The organism is Phycisphaerales bacterium, assembly GCA_035627955.1.
In the GTDB taxonomy this organism is placed as follows: domain Bacteria; phylum Planctomycetota; class Phycisphaerae; order Phycisphaerales; family UBA1924; genus JAEYTB01.
The window spans coordinates 13627-31868 of sequence record DASPKU010000013.1 but is presented as its reverse complement, the minus strand read 5'-3'; the positions used below and the strand labels follow the sequence as shown (position 1 = coordinate 31868).

General features: G+C 66.5%; 14 protein-coding genes. 3 read left to right on the top strand and 11 right to left on the bottom strand.

The window, feature by feature from the left end; genetic code table 11:
• Positions 1 to 6: 6 nt before the first annotated feature.
• From VD997_11230 to VD997_11210, 5 genes are all read right to left on the bottom strand, one after another.
• Complete coding sequence (locus VD997_11230) at positions 7 to 2922, bottom strand: hypothetical protein (protein HYE62556.1); 2916 nt, start codon at positions 2920 to 2922, stop codon at positions 7 to 9.
• Between the two features lie 17 nt (positions 2923 to 2939).
• The gene (locus VD997_11225; protein HYE62555.1) at positions 2940 to 3620 is read right to left on the bottom strand and encodes a prepilin-type N-terminal cleavage/methylation domain-containing protein; all 681 of its coding nucleotides are present in this window, start codon (positions 3618 to 3620) and stop codon (positions 2940 to 2942) included.
• Between the two features lie 62 nt (positions 3621 to 3682).
• Positions 3683 to 4909 (bottom strand): type II secretion system F family protein, encoded by a 1227-nt coding sequence (locus VD997_11220; GenBank protein ID HYE62554.1) that lies wholly within the window; start codon positions 4907 to 4909, stop codon positions 3683 to 3685.
• 60 nt (positions 4910 to 4969) lie between these two features.
• Complete coding sequence (locus VD997_11215) at positions 4970 to 6025, bottom strand: type IV pilus twitching motility protein PilT (protein ID HYE62553.1); 1056 nt, start codon at positions 6023 to 6025, stop codon at positions 4970 to 4972.
• Between the two features lie 175 nt (positions 6026 to 6200).
• Positions 6201 to 6434 carry a thioredoxin family protein gene (locus tag VD997_11210; protein HYE62552.1) on the bottom strand — a complete coding sequence of 78 codons (234 nt, stop codon included), beginning with the start codon at positions 6432 to 6434 and terminating at the stop codon, positions 6201 to 6203.
• A gap of 133 nt (positions 6435 to 6567) precedes the next feature.
• Here VD997_11210 and VD997_11205 point away from each other — a divergent pair, with 133 nt between their 5' ends.
• On the top strand, positions 6568 to 6903 hold the full coding sequence (locus VD997_11205) for a helix-turn-helix domain-containing protein (GenBank protein HYE62551.1): 336 nt from the start codon (positions 6568 to 6570) through the stop codon (positions 6901 to 6903).
• Here the strand turns inward: VD997_11205 and VD997_11200 are convergent.
• From VD997_11200 to VD997_11185, 4 genes are all read right to left on the bottom strand, one after another.
• Positions 6894 to 8006, bottom strand: a complete 1113-nt coding sequence (locus VD997_11200) for a glycosyltransferase (GenBank protein ID HYE62550.1) — start codon at positions 8004 to 8006, stop codon at positions 6894 to 6896. The two genes, VD997_11205 and VD997_11200, sit on opposite strands and share 10 nt — an antisense overlap.
• Positions 7993 to 8937, bottom strand: coding sequence for a radical SAM protein (locus VD997_11195; protein ID HYE62549.1), 945 nt, complete (start codon positions 8935 to 8937; stop codon positions 7993 to 7995). The genes VD997_11200 and VD997_11195 overlap by 14 nt, the downstream gene beginning before the upstream one ends.
• A 101-nt stretch (positions 8938 to 9038) precedes the next feature.
• Positions 9039 to 9500, bottom strand: coding sequence for a ribonuclease HI (gene rnhA, locus VD997_11190; GenBank protein ID HYE62548.1), 462 nt, complete (start codon positions 9498 to 9500; stop codon positions 9039 to 9041).
• Between the two features lie 11 nt (positions 9501 to 9511).
• Positions 9512 to 11641, bottom strand: a complete 2130-nt coding sequence (locus tag VD997_11185) for a glycosyltransferase (protein ID HYE62547.1) — start codon at positions 11639 to 11641, stop codon at positions 9512 to 9514.
• A gap of 69 nt (positions 11642 to 11710) precedes the next feature.
• On the opposite strand from VD997_11185, the gene VD997_11180 reads away from it, so the two are divergent.
• Positions 11711 to 12520 carry an NAD-dependent deacylase gene (locus VD997_11180; protein ID HYE62546.1) on the top strand — a complete coding sequence of 270 codons (810 nt, stop codon included), beginning with the start codon at positions 11711 to 11713 and terminating at the stop codon, positions 12518 to 12520.
• An 89-nt stretch (positions 12521 to 12609) separates the two neighbouring features.
• Here VD997_11180 and VD997_11175 read toward each other — a convergent pair whose 3' ends face one another.
• Both VD997_11175 and VD997_11170 read right to left on the bottom strand, forming a co-directional pair.
• Positions 12610 to 13902, bottom strand: coding sequence for a hypothetical protein (locus tag VD997_11175; GenBank protein HYE62545.1), 1293 nt, complete (start codon positions 13900 to 13902; stop codon positions 12610 to 12612).
• A gap of 45 nt (positions 13903 to 13947) precedes the next feature.
• Positions 13948 to 17094, bottom strand: a complete 3147-nt coding sequence (locus VD997_11170; protein ID HYE62544.1) for a phosphoribosylformylglycinamidine synthase subunit PurS — start codon at positions 17092 to 17094, stop codon at positions 13948 to 13950.
• 454 nt (positions 17095 to 17548) lie between these two features.
• On the opposite strand from VD997_11170, the gene VD997_11165 reads away from it, so the two are divergent.
• Entirely contained in the window at positions 17549 to 17950 is a 402-nt protein-coding gene (locus VD997_11165; GenBank protein HYE62543.1) for a hypothetical protein, read from the top strand.
• Positions 17951 to 18242 lie beyond the last annotated feature (292 nt).

Below are 18242 nucleotides of genomic sequence, written 5' to 3'. Positions count from 1 at the left end.
GGAACTTCACGAGTTGCCCTCCCGGTAGGTGGCGGGCAGCGGGTCGATGGTCATGGGGAGCATGATGCCGCTGGGGATAGCCATCTTGGGATCAAACCGCAGCTGGATACGCCCGTAGCCGTGGAACGGGATGGCCGTGGAGCCGGCGGGCTGCGGCTGGTCGGCGCCGAGGTCAACCAGGCCGTCGCCGTCCACGTCCCAGCCGGCTATGCGGACGCCGTTGACCAGCGGGAGGTTGTTGGGGTCAAGGGCCTCCTCGTCGCCGTCGGTGGGGCCGAAGTAGCCGATGGTGGTGTTGAACCCGGCGGGGTTTCCGGCCGGCAAGCCCAGGGCGTCCCGCAGCGGGCCGGAGCCCAGCGTCGGCGCGAAGGTGAGCAGCAGGGCGCCGTTGATGTTGGCGTTGCCGCGCACGTCGAGCACGCCGGCGATGATCGCTCCCTGCAGCTGCAGGTCCTGCTCGTTAGGGCTGTTGTACGAGCCCAGGTCCACCGAGTAGTTGGGCACCATCATGGAGCTGGACTTGATGTCCGCCATGTCCTGCTGCTGGGGGTTGAGGCTGGGGTCGTCGGGCGCGCTGGGGTGCTGCTGCACGAAGCGCGTGCTGCCGGTGAACTGCAGCTTGTTGCGGGCCTGCGTGTAGCCCTGCGGGGCGTCGCTGGTAATCGACCCGACGAACAGGCAGTCGTGGAAGCGGATGTTGTTGGAGTACTTCTTGGTATCGACCACCCGCGTGCTGTTGATGATGAGCGGCATCGGAAGGTCGGTGTAGCCCTGCGTGACGTTGGCGACGCTCTGCGGCAGGTCCGCCTGGTCCAGCGGCTGGAGCTTGGACATCAGCACCAGCCCCGGCACCGCCGAGAGCGAGCTGGGCCGGTCCGAGTTGGGCTCGGTCGCGAGGTCATCGCCGTACACCTCGCGGATGAACCGCGGGTGGGGCTTGGTCTGGCCCGACGGGATCACCATCTTGCCGTACTCGCCCCACAAGAGGTGCGTGTTGTCCTGCTCGCAGCGGATGTAGGTTACGCCCACGAACGTGCAGTTGCGGAACAGGGCGTTGGTGCCCATGGGGATCTGCACGTCCTTGAACACCATGTTCTCGTACACTGGGCGGTAGTAGTAGTCGGTGAAAGCTGGCGAGTTGAAGGGCATTTTCTCGAAGTACGCCGTGGCCCAGTTGTCCGGCAGCTGGTCGTTGTTGCTATCCCCGTCCAGCCGCAGGTACCGCGGCGTTGTCGCCGTCGCGGGCTGCGTCTCCACATAGGTCTGCAGCTGCACCGTGGAGATGCCCAGCTGGCTCGCGACCTGCTGGTTGAACGCCGCGCCGTCCGCCGCGAGCTGCAGGTTGCTCTGAGCCGGGCCGAAGACCGTCACGTTGAGGTCCGGGAGCACCGTGTCGTCAGCGCTGAACTGCATCGGCGAGTTGCCATCCGTGGGTGAGATCGGGCCGCGGAGGATGGGCTGGAGGGCGCCCTGGGCCGTGGTCCACGCCGAGCGGTCGACCCGGAAGGAGAGCTGGCCGGTGACCTTGGCGTACTGGTCCTTCTTGTCGATGACGCCGTCACGGTAGCCAAGCACCTGGTCGCGGTACTTGTTAGTCGAGGAGTCAAAGTCGAGCATCGTCTCGCCCGCGTCCCAGCGGCCGTTGCGGTTGCTGTCGATGAAGCCGAAGACCCCGTTCTTGTTGCGGTCGGGGTTCGAGGAGTCGATCAGCAGGCCGAGGTCGTCGTCGTACCCCGTGCCGTCCACACGCACGAACTCGGGAGACAGGTTCGCGGCCGGGGTGCCTGCGGTCAGAGCAAAGGGCAGCACCACCTTGCCGTCGTTGTTGCGGTCGAAGTGCCGCACGAAGACGTCGAACTCATCCACGTAACCATCGCCGGTCACGTCGTCGTGAGCATTGTCGGGCTGGCCGTCGCCGTCGTAGTCCTGTGTGCCCGAGGGGATGCCGTTGGCCTCCACCGGGTGGCTGACCCGCAGGCGGTTGTCGGCGTCGACGTCGTACTGCGGGAGGTTCGTGTAGAAGGCGTCAAGCTTCTGGTCCAGCATCGGGTCGATGTTGCGGAAGTCGGACCGCAGCACCAGCGGGTTGCCGTTCACGTAGTCGATGCCCGTGAACCGCGAGCCGATGTCACCGCTGATCATGACGTTCTTGCCGATCATGATCCGCGACGGGCTGATGATCGCGCTCTTCACCCGCTTTGCGATGCGGAAGTCCTGCGAGATCGTCCGCTTCACCGGCTGCCCGGCCCGCGAGTAGGCGTAGTCGTACCCGGTGGCGATGACGCGGATATCGGTGCCGTTCGCCAGCGGCGCGTACGTCACCGTGTACGCCAGCGGAGGGGTCGTGGACCCCGTTTGGCGCGGCTCCACCGCTACCGCCGGCGTGAACACCCAGTACGTCGTACGGTACTCGCTGCTGGTGTTCGCGGGCGCATTGCCGACCGCCACCTGCGAGAGACCGACCTCGGTCACGATGTCCTGGTCTTGGGCGTGGTCCTCGGCGATCGCCGCCGCCAGGCCGCTGGGCAGACTCAGGTCCTGCCGCCCCGTCGTTGGGCGCAGCACGGCGTGCTGGCCCAGGGCGCCGAGATTGCCGCTCCACAGGTTCCAGCCAAAGGAACTGTCCACGTTGCTGCGGGAAATCACGAAACGTGACGACGCGTTGCTCAGGCGGCGGGCCGCGATGGAGAGGCCCGTCTCCGCAGCGGACTGCGCCCGCGACACGTGAAGGTGCGTCGCGGCCGTGGTGATGTTGCCCTTGCTCGAGATAGCCATCGCTACCGAGAGCGAGCCGAAGAGGATGAGGAACATCATCGCCAGCACGGCGGCAACGCCGCGGCGCTTGCGGAGCCACTTGCGGCGGCCGAAGGCGCCGGGCGCGGCCGGGGTAGTGCTGCGAGGGCTGGTGCGAAGGGTTGTCATGGCGCTGCTCCGCCCGCTCATGGGGACACAATCCACGTCAGCCGCGTGATCTCTTCACTCTGAGTCTCGTGCGGCCCCTGGTAGCGGACGCTCACAGTGACACGCACGGGGAACTTGTCCACCGCGATCGCGGGCAGGCCGCTGTTGGCCACCTGCTCGTACGCGGGCACGCGGATGGTGCTGAAGTTGTAAGGGTCAACCTTCTCGACGGTGATCTGCTGCGACCAGCCGCTGAGCGGGCGCGGGTTGCCGTCGGTATCGAGCACCGGCTCGCCGTCGGGCCCGATCTCGGGCACGAGGTTGCCGAAGGCATCCACCGGGCCGTTGAATGTCCCGCCCAGGCCGAACGACAGGGCCGAGAGGTCGTCGAGGTCGTCGATGTCATCAATGGTGTACTCGCCGGTCTCCCGACCCCAGCCCACGACCACGGCGGAGGGGCCGGTGCCGACAAGGGTGAGGCCGGTCACCGGGTCATGGCGCGGCAGGCGGCGCGAGAGTTCGCGGACCTCGTTCGCCAGCAGCATGCCCGTAGCCGCCTGGCTCGACCAGGCGTTGGTGCGCGAGAACGACGCCTGGGCATCCACGAAGGCGAGCACGCCCACGCCGATAATCACCAGGGCCATCATCGTCTCCAGCAGCGTGAACGCGCCGCGGCGACCCGAAACCGATGGCTTGCGACGGAACAGACGGGGCCTCATGCCTTCTCCCTGCCTCCAGCGGGGCCTGTGCGGGGCACGCGACCCCTCCCCTGAAGCATCGGTTACTTGACGATCTGGCTCATCTTGAAGATGGGCAGGATGATCGCCATGGCGATGAAGCCAACGACTGTACCCATCATGAGGATCATGATGGGCTCGATCATCGACGTCACCGCTTTGATGTTGTCCTTGAGCTGCTTGGCGTAATAAACGGAAATCTCGTCAAGCACCTCACCAAGCTTGCCCGACTCCTCGCCGGCGCTGATCATCTGCGTCACCGCCTTGGGCAGGATGTCGCCCTGGCCGAGCTGGCTGGTGAGCTTCTTGCCGGTCTTCACCGCGGCGTGCACGCGCCGCCACAGCCCCTTGAACATCACGTTACCCGAAATGTCGCCGGTGATGGCCAGGGTGTCGAGCATGGGCACGCCCGCGTTGATCAGCTGCCCCATGGTCTGCAGCGAGCGGCTGATGTACAGCGAGCGGAACATCGTCCTGATCACGGGTATCGTGAGCTTGAGCTTGTCCACCCAGAACGAGCCGACCTCGGTCTTGGTGAAGGCGTAGAGGCAGCCGATGATCACCGCCAGCCCGCCCACCAGCAGGTACCAGTTCTCCACCATGAACTTCGACAGCCCCATCAGGAACTTGGTGGCCCAGGGAAGGATGTCCTCCTTGCCCTCGAACACCGCGCCGAACTTGGGCAGCACGAAGGTGAGCAGGAACACGGTCACGCACACCGCGAGCGTGCCGATGATCGCCGGGTAGATCGCGGCGCCCACCACCATCTTGCGGGTCTCGAGCTGCTGCCCGATGTACTGCGCGATGCGGTCGAGCATCTTGCTGAACGAGCCCGACATCTCCGACGCCCGCACCATGTTGATGTAAAGCGGGTTGAAGAGCTTGGGGTGCTTGGCGATCGCCTCGCTGAACTGCTTGCCGCCCTCCACGTCCTGCTTGAGCTGCTGCAGCACGCGTCGGAACCCCGGGTGCGTGGTCTGCTCGCCGATGCCGTCAAGGGCCGAGCGCAGGTTGATACCGGCGCGGATCATGACCGCCAGCTGCGTGGTGAAGTCCAGCACGTGCTTCTGGCTGGGCTTGCCCTGGTTCAGCTCCTTGAACTTCGCCACCCAGCCGCCCTGCAGCGTGTCGCTGGCGACCGCCGAGAGCGAGAGGATGTGCGCGCCCTGGTTGCGCAGCAGCGTGGAGGCCGTGCCCGCGCTGTCCGCGGCGATGACGCCCGTCTGCACCTGGCCGCCGCTTGTGCGGATCTGATAGCGGTAGTTGCCCATTGCGAAGTCCTATAGGTCCTAGAGGCCCCATAGGACCTCTACGATGGATGCACATCTCACTCAGGCCGCCAGCTGCCGCTCCAGCTTGTCGGGGAACGCCGCCTGCGCGATAGCGTCCTCGCGGCTGATGAGGCCGTTGAAGTACAGTTCCGCGATCGAGCTGTCCAGGCTGGTCATGCCGATCGCCCGGTTGGTCTCGATCACGTTGGGGATTTCGAACGTGCGCGCCTCGCGGATCAGGTTCCGCACCGCCGGCGTGCACAGCAGCGTCTCGACCGCGGGCACCATGCCCGGTCGGTCGATGCGGCTGAACAGCGTCTGGCTCACCACCGCCTGCAGCGTGTTGGCCAGCATCGAGCGGATCTGGTTCTGCTGACCCGCGGGGTACATGTCGACGATTCGCTCCACCGTCTGCGAGGCATTGACGGTGTGCAGGGTCGAGAGCACGAGGTGGCCGGTCTCGGCGGCCGAGATCGCCAGCGCCGTGGTCTCCAGGTCGCGCATTTCGCCCACCAGGATGATGTCGGGGTCCTGACGCAAGGCGTGCTTGAGGCCGCTGGCGAAGCTGGGCATGTCGGCGTGCAGCTCGCGCTGCTCAATCACGCACTGCTTGCTCTCGAACACGTATTCGACGGGATCCTCGAGGGTGATGATGTGCTTCTTGTACCGCTGGTTCATCGCCTCGATCATCGCGGCGAGCGTCGTCGACTTACCCGAGCCCGTGTCCCCGGTGACGAGCACCAGGCCGCGGGGCAGGTAGGTCAGGCGGGCGATCACCTCGGGCAGGTTCAGGTTCGCCAGCGGCGGCACCTTGGTCTTGATCATTCGCATCGCCAGCCCCACGGTGCCGCGCTGCATGTGCGCGTTCACGCGGTAGCGTGCGAGGCCCTCGACCTGGAACGAGAAGTCCGAGTCCTTGTTCTTGTTGAAGGTCGAGAGGGCCTCGGGTGGGGCCATCTTCTCGACGAAGCTCTGCGCGATAGCCGGCGTGATCACCGGGAAGTCCATCGGGGTCATCACCTGGTGGCAGCGGATCATGGGCGGCTGCCCGCTGATCAGGTGCACGTCCGACGCGTCCGCCTCATACGCGGCCTTCAGAATCTGGATCAGGTCCACAGGTAGCTCCCGATTGGCCCAACGCACCGCCAAGCCGCGGCGGTCCGGAAGGGCTCAAGGAGCTATCGGCGCTTCCGGCGGGCGAGTTAACCGGGGCGCTCTGTGATTCCTGTCACGCTCCCACAGGACCTATAGGACCCGTTCGACCTATAGGACCTATGGGCCGCGTCTCTGCTCAGCCCAGCTGCTCCAGGCTCGCCCCGAAGTTGATGTGGAAGGGCTGCCCATCAATCACCAGCGCCGGGACCGACTTCACGCCCGCGCTGCGTGCCTCGCCGATCCGCTGCTTGGCGCTGCCCAGGTGCACCACCTCGACGTCGTACTGCCGGCGATCGATCGCCGCCGCGACCTGCTGCTCGGCGGCGACGCACACGGGGCACCCGGCGTGGTAGAACGTGGCCTTCTTCATGGCTGAACCTCCTGATAAACTGCACGCGTCCACCGTGGACGCGCTTGAGGACCGTACCGGCGCGATGCCCGTCTTCAAGAGGGCACCGTCCGGTGGGGTAGGCACCAAACGGTCGCAATCACGGCGATTCCCGATGCAGAAAAACTCCATCCCCGCCATCCCCGTCAGCCACATGGTCGAAAGCATCGTCGGCTGCAAGTGGTCGATCCACGTTCTCACGCAGATCCGCGCGGGCACCACCCGCCCCGGCGCCCTCGCCCGCTCAGCTCCGGGACTGTCCACCAAGGTCCTCGCGGAGCGCCTCGACAAGATGATTCGCTTCGGCATCGTCGAGCGCAAGGCGTACCCGGAGGTCCCCCCGCGCGTCGAGTACCACCTCACGCCCTTCGGCGAGAAGTTCGCGAAGATCATCGATGAGGTCGAGAAGCTCCAGTCCGAACTGCGTTCGCGGGAAACGCTTCAAGAGTGAAGCGCGGCAAAACCTGCGGCCAGAACGCCGCTGAACAATAGGTGTGCAGCGAACTTGATCGCAGACCATCGCTTGTGATAGGACACATGCTCTCCGTTGCAGAAGTGGTCCCATCGTTCGGTGATTCCGTGGAGCCGGCCCAAACGGAGCTGCATGCTCACCCGGCCAAGGTCGTTGGCGCTCCGAATGAGCACCGTTTCCATGCAGAACACCGCATCTCGCCACGACTTCAGGGCGCACAGTCGGGAGAACTCGACCAGTAGCTCTCCGACAACCACGCCTCCCGCGAGCGCAAACATCGGCATGAGCGTTCCCGTGGCTGCGGCGATAGCACCCGTCACTGGGAGTCCAACCGCAAGTACTTCAATGGCATTGGGTGCCGAGCGGTATGTGAACTCAGGGTGTAGATCATGCAGGAGGGAGTCCCCGTAAGACCAACGCATGAACCGCGTGTAGTCTCTCCGACCCTCAAACCACCATGGATGCTCAACAACCGCAGAGGGTTCGGCGATGAACGCGCCCCCGTGTCGTCGAGACACTCGCAAGAGGTAATCGATGTCCTCGCCGCCGCCGCCCTTGGGGAAGACCGTCCGGAAGCGCTCCAATCGGGCCACGGCACCGCGCACAAGCACGTTCGACGTCGGAGCCCAAGCGAGTTCGCAGGCCTGCTCGGCTAATCGGAAGAAGGTCAGAATGTCCGAGGCCTCCACGCCCCGCTGATACCGCGTCTGTGCAGGCTGAAACCGAGTAGGGCCGAAGAAGCCGGTTGCGTTCGGGTTGCGCGCCACGGCAGCCTCGTATCGGACCAGTAGATTCGGAGCCGGGGCGACATCATCGTCGAGGAAGAGGACCCATTCCCCCTGACTCCTGTCGAGTGCCGTGTTTCGAGCACCCGCAGAGCCCAGATTGCGCTCGTTGCGGATCACGTCCACGCTCTCTCGATCGCACATCGCGGCGACTTCAGGAGGTAGAGCACTGCATGGATTGTCGATCACGATCAACCAACGCGTGCGAACGCCCGCCGGTGGCGCAAGCGACAGGATCGCCCGAAGGGGGGCCGTCTCGAGACGATACGTTGGAACGATGATGTCAAGCGTTTCCATTGCGGAACATCCACGCCTGCTCATGTGGCTGTAGACAGAAACAATGCGCTCCGGTGTCGCACGATTCGCGAACATCACGAAACTCGACGCGCAGTTGCACAAGCTCCGTCGGCCGCTGACGCGCGCGTGAACTGACCCAAGGACAGATTACCAAGCCCCCATCTTGCAGAACCAGGGTGCGACCCTCCAATCCGCAAGAGCGTCCATCGAGAGCCTCCCCCTCGCAGCATCGTGCAATGTCAGCGAAGAACCGGGGAGAATTGGTTTTGATCTTCCATCGCGCCGAGTCCCTCTCGATAGCGCGGATCACCGGCGCATGTTCCGGACGGAGCCGGAGGTCAGGCGCGTTGACTCCCATGTACCCGTCATCGAACACCGGCTGGAACTTCACCCCCGCCGCACCAGCGTCCTCGCACCGTTGCACGAGCCGCTGTACGTGAGTGAGCGAGCAGTTTGCTGCCGAGAGTACGCAGTTAACCGTGAGTTCGAGCCCGTGCGCTTGCGCGAGTGCAGCCGCAGTGGTTAAGTTATCGAAGATGCGCTCCATCTGCTCGCGGGACATTGCGCGGGCTCGCATCATGGATGCTTCATCGGCGCCATCAATCGAGAATGCAAACCCGGTTGCTCCCGCTTGCCTGCAGGCCTCCAGCCTCTCCGCCGATGCGATCAGGCCATTGGTGATGACAATCCGATCCGAGACGCCGCAGTCGACGTAGTGCGCCACTATCCGATTTAGCTGTCGGTTCAAGAGTGGCTCGCCGCCGGAAAACACCACCCGATCAACCCCGGCCCTCCGAATGATTGCCTCATCGGCGCAGCACTCCAAAGTTGGCCGATCGCGACGTTCCCCCGTCCTACCGTCGCCCCAGCGGCAATAGCGGCACCTTGCGTTACAGCGATATGTAATGTCTACAACCAGTGTGACTCGCACGGCCGTCCCCCTGCAGCACGCCGAGCTTACGCCTCAATGTTGAGGATCGCAAGCCTGCGAAGCTGTGGAATAGGGTGCCACTTTCCCGCAGGGTCGCCGATCTACCCACCCTGCACGGCCTTGCAGGCCGCCACCGCCATCTGATCGCACCGCTCGTTCTCCGGATGCTCGTTGTGGCCGCGGATCCAGTGGAACGTCACTTTGTGCTGCGACGCCAGCGCGTCCAGCGCCATCCACAGGTCCTGGTTCTTCACCGGCTGCTTGCTCGCGGTGCGCCAGCCCTTGGCCTTCCACCCTTTGATCCAGTCCTTCAGCCCATTGAGCACATACTGCGAGTCGCTGTAGAGCTCGACGATACTCGGCCGCTTGAGCGCGGTCAGCCCCTCGATCACGGCCCGCAGCTCCATGCGGTTGTTGGTGGTGTCGGGCTCACCGCCGCTGGCCTCGCGCTGAGTGCCGCTCGCGGGGTGCTTGAGGATGTACGCCCACCCGCCGGGGCCCGGGTTGCCCGAGCACGCGCCGTCGGTGTACAGCTCGACTTTCGTGGGTGCTTCGTCGGTCATGGCACGACGCGTTACCTCGTCCCCGACTTGCGCTCGACTCGACCGGGCTTGGGCGGCGGCGCCTTGGCCGGCTGCGGCGGCGCGGGCTCCTGCTTGGGCGTTGGCGCGGTCTCCGCCTTCACCTCCGCCGGCTTGGGCTCCGAGCGCGTCTCGGCCCGTGTCTCCTCCGGTATCGCCCGCCCGCTCAACGCCGCGGCCGAAACCATCGCCACGCCCCCACCCTCGCCGCCGGTCTCCTGCATGAACCGCGCCAGGGCGAGGTCGTGGGCCGCGTGGTATGCCTTGCCCAGCTTGCTCCAGTCAAAGTCCCACGACCGCCGATCCACCTCGTTCCGTAGGGCGATGCGGTCGCGCCGCTCCATCTTGCAGAACTCCACCAGGTACTTCGCCAGCTCCGCCGCCGCGTCGAAGAACCCCCGCCCGCGCCGCTTGAGCACCATCAGACCGCTCTTCTCCGGCTCCTGGTAGTTCTCCTGCACGTATCGGCCGAAGCCCGCCAGGTCGCTCGTCACCGCCGGCACCCCCATCGCCGCGCATTCCAGCGGCGTGTACCCCCACGGCTCATAAAGGCTCGGGAACAGCCCCAGGTGGCACCCGCGCACGAACTGGTCGTACTCCACGCCCCACAGCCGATTGGTCGGCGTGATGAAGTCCGGGTGGTACACGACCTTCACCGGGTCCTCCTGCCGGTTGAACAGCTGGAGATTTCTGATCTGATTGAGCACCGGGTCCTGCTGGTCCTCCTCCAGGATGTGCGTCACCACCATCGGCAGGCAATGCTGCTTCAGCGCGTGCTGCGCCCGCCGGTACCGAAGCATCCAGTACTCGTCGATCAGGTCGTCCAGCCGCAGCTTCTCCCCCGCGGCCGCGCGCGAGAACAGCCGCCGCCCCACGCCCTCGGTGATGTGCCCGCACACCTCCTCGAGCTCGTTGAGCACGCCCCGCTTCTCCATCGCCAGCGGGTTGAGGCTCTTGGTCGCCTTTTTGGAGATCACAAAGCACACCACGGTCTTGTCCGACCCCTGCGCCTTCAGCTCCGCATTGAGGCGCGCCATGGCCTCCAGCACCACGTCGAAGCCCTTGTTCTTGGGCTCGTACCGGCCGCTGGTGAAGAAGTACAGCGTCTTGTCGAGGTCAAAGCCGTAGCTGGGGAAGAAGTGCCCCATCGTGAACTTGTGGATCTCGTCCTTGTACACCCCGTGCAGCCGCTGCTGCTCGTGCCCCGCGTTGTACAGCCCGATCGTGAGCCCGTTGGGCGTCACCACATCCACCGGCCGCCCCAGCAGGTAGTTGCACTCCTCGGCCGTGACGCTCGACACCGTCGTGAATACGTGGGCCCCATGGGCGCACGCACGCTCGATGGTGTGCTGCGTGACCACGTTGTACTTCTTCGCCTCCCACTCCTGGTTCAGCCAGGGGAGCTGGTCGTAGAAGTCATCGCGGCTGCTGGCGATGTACCGCCCCAGCAGCGTCGCGTGCGTGGTGAACACCGTCGCGATCGGCAGCCGTCTCTTGCGGATCGCCGGGATAGCCAGCCCGCCCATCCACTCGTGGAAGTGCGCCAACATCGGCTGCGGCGTCACGCCCGGGCTGGTCGCCCGCGTCTGCGCGTACGGCCGGTGCTCCGCCAGCGCCTCCAGCAGCCGCCGCACGCCGTCCGCGAAGCTGATCACGCCGTCGATCAGGTAGTCCTGCGAGGGGCTCTCGATCCGGTGGTCGGCCCAGTACTCGTACTTGATCGGCCCCATCCGGTCGTGCCCGGGCCAGTGCTCGATCAGCATCACCCGCGGCCGTCCAGGCACCAGCCACCGGCCGTAGTGCACCACCAGGCCCTGATCGCGCAGCTGCTGCAACGCCCGCGAAACCCACCCCGCGGGCTTCGCCTCCTCAAACTCAACCTGCGCCTTCCCCGCGTCCCACGGGCCGATCAGGCAGTACCGGTCCCCCCACCGCTGCACCATCAGCGGCGCCTTGCTCCGCAGCACCTGGTAAATCCCGCCGACCTGGTTGCAGACCTCCCACGCCACCTCGAACAGCATCGGCCCCGGCGCGGGACGGGTCGCCCCGTCCTCCGCCAACGTCGGGGCGCCGTGCACGTGATCGCTGCTGGCGGGGTCGGTCTGAAGGTTGCGCTCGGCCATGGGCCGAACTGTACACGCACCGCCAAGCACCCATCCCGGGAGCCGGTCTCTCAACCCGTACCCTGAGGCATGGACCACCTGCTCGCTCAGCTCTCCGCCCGTGTGCGCGACGCTCGAAGTATCGTGGTGCTCACCGGGGCCGGCGTTTCGGCAGAGTCGGGTATCCGCACCTTCCGCGACACCATGGAAGGGCTGTGGAAAGAGTTCGACCCCGCCAGGCTTGCCACCCCCGAGGCCTTTGCCGCCGACCCCGAGCTGGTCACCCGCTGGTACGACTGGCGACGCCTGGGCTGCCTCGCGGCCGAGCCCAACCCGGGGCATATGGCCCTCGCCGACCTGGAACGACAGCAACGCTCGAAGCACAACCCTCAAAGCCCCGGCGGGGCAATGGGCTTCACCCTGCTGACCCAGAACGTCGACCGCCTCCACCAGCGCGCCGGCTCCGTCAACGTGGTCGAACTCCACGGCTCCATCCTCCAGTGGCGCTGCTGCAAGACCGGCGACAAGACCACGCCCCCACCCGAGGCCTTCAAGGAGTTCCCTCCCCGGAGCACCTGCGGAGCCCTCCTCCGCCCTGACGTTGTCTGGTTCGGCGAGACGCTCCCGCCCGAGGCCCTGGACGCCGCGGATGACGCGGTCGCGTCATGCGATGTCTTCATCAGTATCGGCACCAGCAGCGTCGTCTACCCCGCCGCCGGCTACATCCAGCAGGCCTGCGCCCGGGGGCGCGTTCACGGCCGAGATCAACCGCGACGAAACTCCGATCAGCCGCTCTGTGGATGTGAGCCTCCGCGGAAAGAGCGGCGAGGTGCTGCCCGAACTTCTCCGCCTGCTCTGCTGAGAGCCGATCGCGCCAGCGATCGAGTTCCATCGTCCTGACGAGCCAGCCGCGCCAGCGATCAGTTCTCATCACCCCACGGATGACCGATCGCGCGCCCGCGATCAACCCTTCCCGCCCGCCACGAACTTCAACTCACCCAGTCAATCCCGTTCATCACTCCGCAATCAGGACACACCCGGTCCACCCGCCCTGTCATGTCCGCGCGGCACCGCGCGCACACCGGCGTCCCTACCGGCGGTAGCGGCTGCGGGGCCGCCCGCCGTGCGATCGTGGACCCGCACTCCGGGCACCGCGCATGCGGCACAAGCCCCGCGCGGTTGTACCCGCAGTACGGGCATTCCCCCCGGCTGTAACGGTCGCGGTTGACGCCTCGCAGCACCGCCGGGGGGATCGCGTCCGGGTGCACATACTCGAAGTTCCGCCCCAGCATTGATTCAACCGACGGCTCGCGCGCCGGCGGGGGCGGCACCAGCGGCCACGGGCACCCGCACTCCACGCACGCCCTCGGCCCAATGCCGGTGACCACCCCGAAGCCGCGCACCTCCGCATCAGGCGCCGACTCCAGCGGGTACGCGCAGTCCGGGCATGCACGCCCCTTCATCGCCGCGCCCATCCGCCTCATCCGCCGCTGACCGATCCACATCGGCGCCAGCATCGACGCGGGGATCACCAGCAACATCAACGGTGCTGTGATGTACGGCGCGGGCAGCCCCCACCCCGACGCCCCCGCCAACGGCAGCACCTGCGGGAGAAAGTACAGGATCGGGATCAACCCTACCCACTGCGAATCCATGTACGCGAACGATGCGCGGTGCCCCCACTTGGGCTTCTCCAGCACGGCAAGCCAGTAGGCCCGCCGCCGCCGGAGCTTCTCGGCCACTTCTTCTGCCGTGCGGAGCAAGCCGGCTTCCACATGCAACGCGCGGTACCGTCGCGCGTGGTGCAGCAACGCCTCGCGCCGCAGCCGCAGCGCCAGCATCGGCAGCGTGTCGCGCGGCTTGCGCACGGCAGACACCAGCATCACCGCGATCATCGCAAGAATGAACACCGAATACGCGTACTTGGGGGTCGTCTTCGTCCCGAAGAACTCGCTCAGGGCGGTCCCCGCGTTCAGCATCAGGACCACGACGCCGAGAACCAGTCCGATCATCAGCACCGGCCCCACGATCATCATGGGCCGCCGGCGCAGCACCACCGTGAGACGTCGCATCGTGAGGCGCTTGAGGTCCAGCGTGTACCGGCTCCGCAGCCTGACCTTCCCCCGGAACCGCCCTCCTGTAACCCACCCGGCGAGTCTCCCCAGGCGGCGCATCGCGCGCTTGGGGCGCTTCACCGGCAGTTCTTCGAAGGCCGCGAGCCCCGCCAGCGGGTCGTATGTCGCCGCGAGCTTCTCCCAGGTGGTGGTGTGGGGCTCGGGCATGCGAGTGCATCGTCGGGCGAATCGCCCGACGGGTCTCCTGCTTGCTTACCAGTCCAGCGGGTTCAGCCACGCCTGCGCCAGCTCACTCACCCCAACATCCACGTCCGCGTGCTGCCACGTGAGCCGGCCCGAGTCATTCACGCGCCCGAGCACGGTGAGCCGCACGCCGCCAAAGTCGCGGAGCACGTTACGCACCTTCGGCAGGTCCGCATCGCGAACTTCGAGGATGTAGCGGCTGGCCGACTCGTTGAACGCGAGCTGGGCCGCGTCCAGGTGGTCGTCGCTGATCGTGAGTTCGGCGCCCAGCGGCGGGGTCGAGGCCTGCGCGTCGGACTTGCCCAGAATCGTGGAGAGCAGAGAGGAGCCTGCGCCGGAAGAAGCGCCAGGCGTGCCGCGCTGGCTCGCCGTCGTGCTCCCCGTTGTCGCGATCAGCATCTCCGCGATAGCGACCAGCAGGCCGCCGTCCGATGCATCGTGCGCGCTCTGCACCAGCCCATCCTGGATGCACTGCGCCACGGCCCGCGCCGTTGCTGGCCCCAGCGTGAGGTCCGGGATGAGGATGGTGTCATGAGCCGGGCTGAAAGACCGGGCACCAGCCACTGCCGCGTACAAGGAACCGGCCATCTGCGGCTGGTTCACGCCAATCAGAACCAGCACGTTCCCAGGCTTCTTCGCGTCCATCGTCACGCACCGCGACACGTTCGTCACGTGAGCCAGCCCGGTAATCAGCAGCGTCGGCGGGATCTCGATCACCCGCTCCTTCCCCGTCGCCGGGTCGGTGTACCGCAGCTGGTTGTTCAGCGAGTCCTTGCCGCTCACGAATGGTGTGCGGTACGCCTTCGCCCCCGAATAGCACCCCTCCGCCGCCCGCACCAGCGAGCCCAGGTTCTCCGGCTTGGCGCAGCTGGGCCAGCAGAAGTTGTCAAGGATGGCCGTGCGGTCCGGGTTGCCGCCCACGCACACGATGTTCCGCACGCACTCATCGATCGCGGCGATCGCCATCCAGTACGGGTCGCTCCCCGCCACCTGCGGATCGCCCAGCGGCGTCGCCAGCCCGCACCCGATCGCGATCCCTCTTCCACTCCCAGAAACTGGCTCCAGCACCGCCCCGTCCCCTGGCCCGCGCCCGCCCGGCCCCACCAGCGGCTTCAGAATCGTGTTCCCCTGCACCTCATGGTCGTACTGGCGGATGATCCAGTGCTTGCTCGCGATCGTCGGGTGTGAGAGCAGCGAGAGCAGCGACTGCTGCACGCCCTTCCCCGATGGATCGCTGTATCGCTGCACCGCTGTATCACTGCCCCCGGACAACGCCCACGTCGCCTCCCGCGTCGGCGTCGGAATGCCCTCGTGCAGGAAGTGCATCGACAGCCGCCCAACCTCCGTCTTCTCGTAGAACAGCACCAGCTCCGCACCCTCGGTGCCAAAGTGCCCCAGGTCCGCCAGCTCGACGTGCTCCTCGAGACAGATCCGCTGCAGGTGCGGCAGGTTCTCCGGCGGCACGGCCAGCACCATCCGCTCCTGCGCCTCGCTGATCCAGATCTCCGTGTACGACAGCCCCGCGTACTTCAGCGGCGCCCGCTCCAGATGCACCTCCGCACCGATCTCGCCGCCCATCTCGCCCACCGCCGACGAGAACCCGCCGGCGCCGCAGTCCGTGATGGCGTTGAAAAGTGGTGACGGAGTGACGGAGGGTCGAAGTGACGAAGTGCTTTCGGGCGGGACAAAGTCGCGCGCCCGCAGGATCGCATCCAGCAGCCGCTTCTCCTCGATCGCGTTGCCGATCTGCACCGCATGGCTGAACTCGTCGCTGTGCCCCTCCTCCAGCTCCGCCGACGAGAACGTCGCCCCGTGGATCCCGTCCCGCCCCGTCCGCCCGCCCAGCGCGATGATCCGGTCGCCGTTCTTCGCCTTGCCCTTGATCAGGTGCCGCGGGATCAGCCCGATGCACCCGCAGAACACCAGCGGATTACCCACGTACCGGTCATCGAAGTACACGGCCCCGTTCAACGTAGGAATCCCCATCCGGTTGCCATAGTCGCGCACCCCCGCCACCACATCGCTCAGAATCCTGCGCGGGTGCAGCGTCCCCGGCGGCGTGCTCGTCATCCCCGGGTTCGCCACGCAGAACACATCCGTGTTCGCGATCGGCTTCGCGCCCAGCCCTGTGCCGATCACGTCGCGGATGCACCCGCCCGCGCCCGTGGCAGCGCCGCCGTAAGGCTCCAGCGCCGACGGGTGGTTGTGCGTCTCCACCTTGATGCACACGCCGTGCTGATCGTCCAGCGCGATCACCCCCGAGTTGTCCTTGAACACCGACAGTGTCCAGTCGATCCCCTCATCGATCAGCTCGAACGTCGCGGCCGCCACCGTCGACTTCAGCAGGTTCCCGATCGTCACCGACCCATCCGCGTTCACCGTGTGGTTCGGGTGCTCGCCCCACGGGATCGGGTCTTTCCAACCCTTCGGCCCAGAACCCGGCGTGTACCGGATCGTGCTCTTGAGTGTCTTGTGCACGCAGTGCTCGGACCACGTCTGCGCCAGCGTCTCCAGCTCGATGTCGGTCGGGTCGCGCCCGATCCGCCGGAACTCCGCCTGCACTGCCCGCATCTCGTCCAGGCTCAGGAACAGGTGGGCATCCCGCGAGAGTCGCGTCAGTTCCTCTTCGCTCAACCCGAGAATCGGCACCGACCGCAGTTGCAGCTTGTACCCGTGCCCCCGCGGCAGCGCCTTCGGCTGCCACGGCCCTGCGCTGATCTGGTGGATCACCGGGTTCGCCAGCACCTGCTTCGCCAGTGTCTCTGCCTGCTCTTTCGATACTCCTGCGAGATCAAACCGTGACCCCGTCGAAACCAGTGGCATCGACCCGGTGAGGTCCTTGATCGCGTCCATCACCGACTGGGCCGCGGGGTCCATGACGCCCGGCAACGGGTGCACCTCAATTGTTTGCACCGCCCCTTTCACTTCCGCGGCCCCGACCGTCGCCTGCTCGGTCACCGGGTCGCTCAGCAGCCGCGCCAACACCCGGTCCAGCATCGGCCCGTCAAGGTCCGCCTCCACCAGGTACACCTTCGCGGTGTTGACCTCGCGCAGACCATGGAACCCCAGCGCCTCGGCCCGGCGTTTCACACTGTGAGCACGCGGATCGGGCAGGTTGGGACGGGTCCGTACTTCGATGCGGTGGAGGGTGGGCACGGGGCCATGGTAGTGCGGACGGTTGAGAGGTGATCATCGCACATGGCGGGGCCGGCGCCACCGGCGCATCTATCACGCCACGCAATACTTAGGTGCAAACGAAAACGCCCCGGGATCGTGAGACCCTGGGGCGTGGGGCGCTCGGCGGGCGTGACCGGGTCTTGCGACCCGCCGCCGAGCACTTGATTGGGGGCGGCCACTGGTCCTGAGCTGGCCGCTGAAAGTGTCATGTTGCCTGCGCCCGTTCCATTGCGGAAGGGAGGGCGGATTAGAGCAGACGAGGGCACGGGGCTCAATCACCTGTTTGAGGACGCTGGTTGCGTGCGGGGCGGCATCCGCGCGCAAGGTTCTCGGGCGTCAGCAGCTGCGCGCCAAGCCACGACCGCTGGCGGCGGGTCTGGATTGCTGGTGGATGAGTCAAAACCGGGTCACACTTGTGCCGGGAGTCTGGCGCATGTGCAGATTGGCTGTCATCCTGGTGGCCTTGCCGACGGTGCTGCCTCTGGCGGCGTGCGGTTCCAGCCGCGTTTCTGTGCCGCACACCCGCAGCCCCGCCCCTGTCTACGCGGGGTCGCAGGGAGCCGGGTCGGAGGTCGTGTTCCACGGCGTACTGATCGCCGTCGCGGACGAAATTGCCGGCGACGAGTTGTCGCGCCGCGACGCGGCCCTGAACGTGCGCGAGCCGGCAACCGCATTCGACATCGACTCCTGGCCCTCGGCACCGGTCCCGGCGCTGGATGACGCCCGGTACCTGGTCCTGCCGCGGGATGCACGCACGCTGATCTACTTCAACACCGCCAACCCGCGGGGCTCGCAGCGCGGCGACCTGTACTTCTACTGGCGCTCCTGGGAGTAAGCCCGCGTCATCGAGCCAAAAAAAGTCAACGCCCGGGCGGCCACGAGGCCAACCCGGGCGTGGAACTCAGTCCCCTCGGCGTCGCGCCCACCGCCGGGTCCATTGGCGGTCCCTGCCGCCCCGGAAGCGTCCAGTCCGCCGGGGCCCCGCAGGCCGAGGGCAAAGGGCGGGTGCTTGAAGCCCGCCGTCTCTCCTTCCTCCGGGCAGCCTTGCGATCCGTCGCATACCCGTCGGACACCTCTAGTTTCAAATTCGCTGCCAGGTGGGGCAACGAATTGGCGTGCGCGGAGGG

Coding starts and splice junctions, on each gene's coding strand:
- rnhA (HYE62548.1), bottom strand. CDS start 9,500: ATGACCGACGAAGCACCCACGAAAGTCGAGCTGTACACCGACGGCGCG.
- VD997_11180 (HYE62546.1), top strand. CDS start 11,711: ATGGACCACCTGCTCGCTCAGCTCTCCGCCCGTGTGCGCGACGCTCGA.
- VD997_11165 (HYE62543.1), top strand. CDS start 17,549: ATGTGCAGATTGGCTGTCATCCTGGTGGCCTTGCCGACGGTGCTGCCT.
- VD997_11230 (HYE62556.1), bottom strand. CDS start 2,922: ATGACAACCCTTCGCACCAGCCCTCGCAGCACTACCCCGGCCGCGCCC.
- VD997_11220 (HYE62554.1), bottom strand. CDS start 4,909: ATGGGCAACTACCGCTATCAGATCCGCACAAGCGGCGGCCAGGTGCAG.
- VD997_11185 (HYE62547.1), bottom strand. CDS start 11,641: ATGGCCGAGCGCAACCTTCAGACCGACCCCGCCAGCAGCGATCACGTG.
- VD997_11205 (HYE62551.1), top strand. CDS start 6,568: ATGCAGAAAAACTCCATCCCCGCCATCCCCGTCAGCCACATGGTCGAA.
- VD997_11175 (HYE62545.1), bottom strand. CDS start 13,902: ATGCCCGAGCCCCACACCACCACCTGGGAGAAGCTCGCGGCGACATAC.
- VD997_11200 (HYE62550.1), bottom strand. CDS start 8,006: ATGGAAACGCTTGACATCATCGTTCCAACGTATCGTCTCGAGACGGCC.
- VD997_11225 (HYE62555.1), bottom strand. CDS start 3,620: ATGAGGCCCCGTCTGTTCCGTCGCAAGCCATCGGTTTCGGGTCGCCGC.
- VD997_11210 (HYE62552.1), bottom strand. CDS start 6,434: ATGAAGAAGGCCACGTTCTACCACGCCGGGTGCCCCGTGTGCGTCGCC.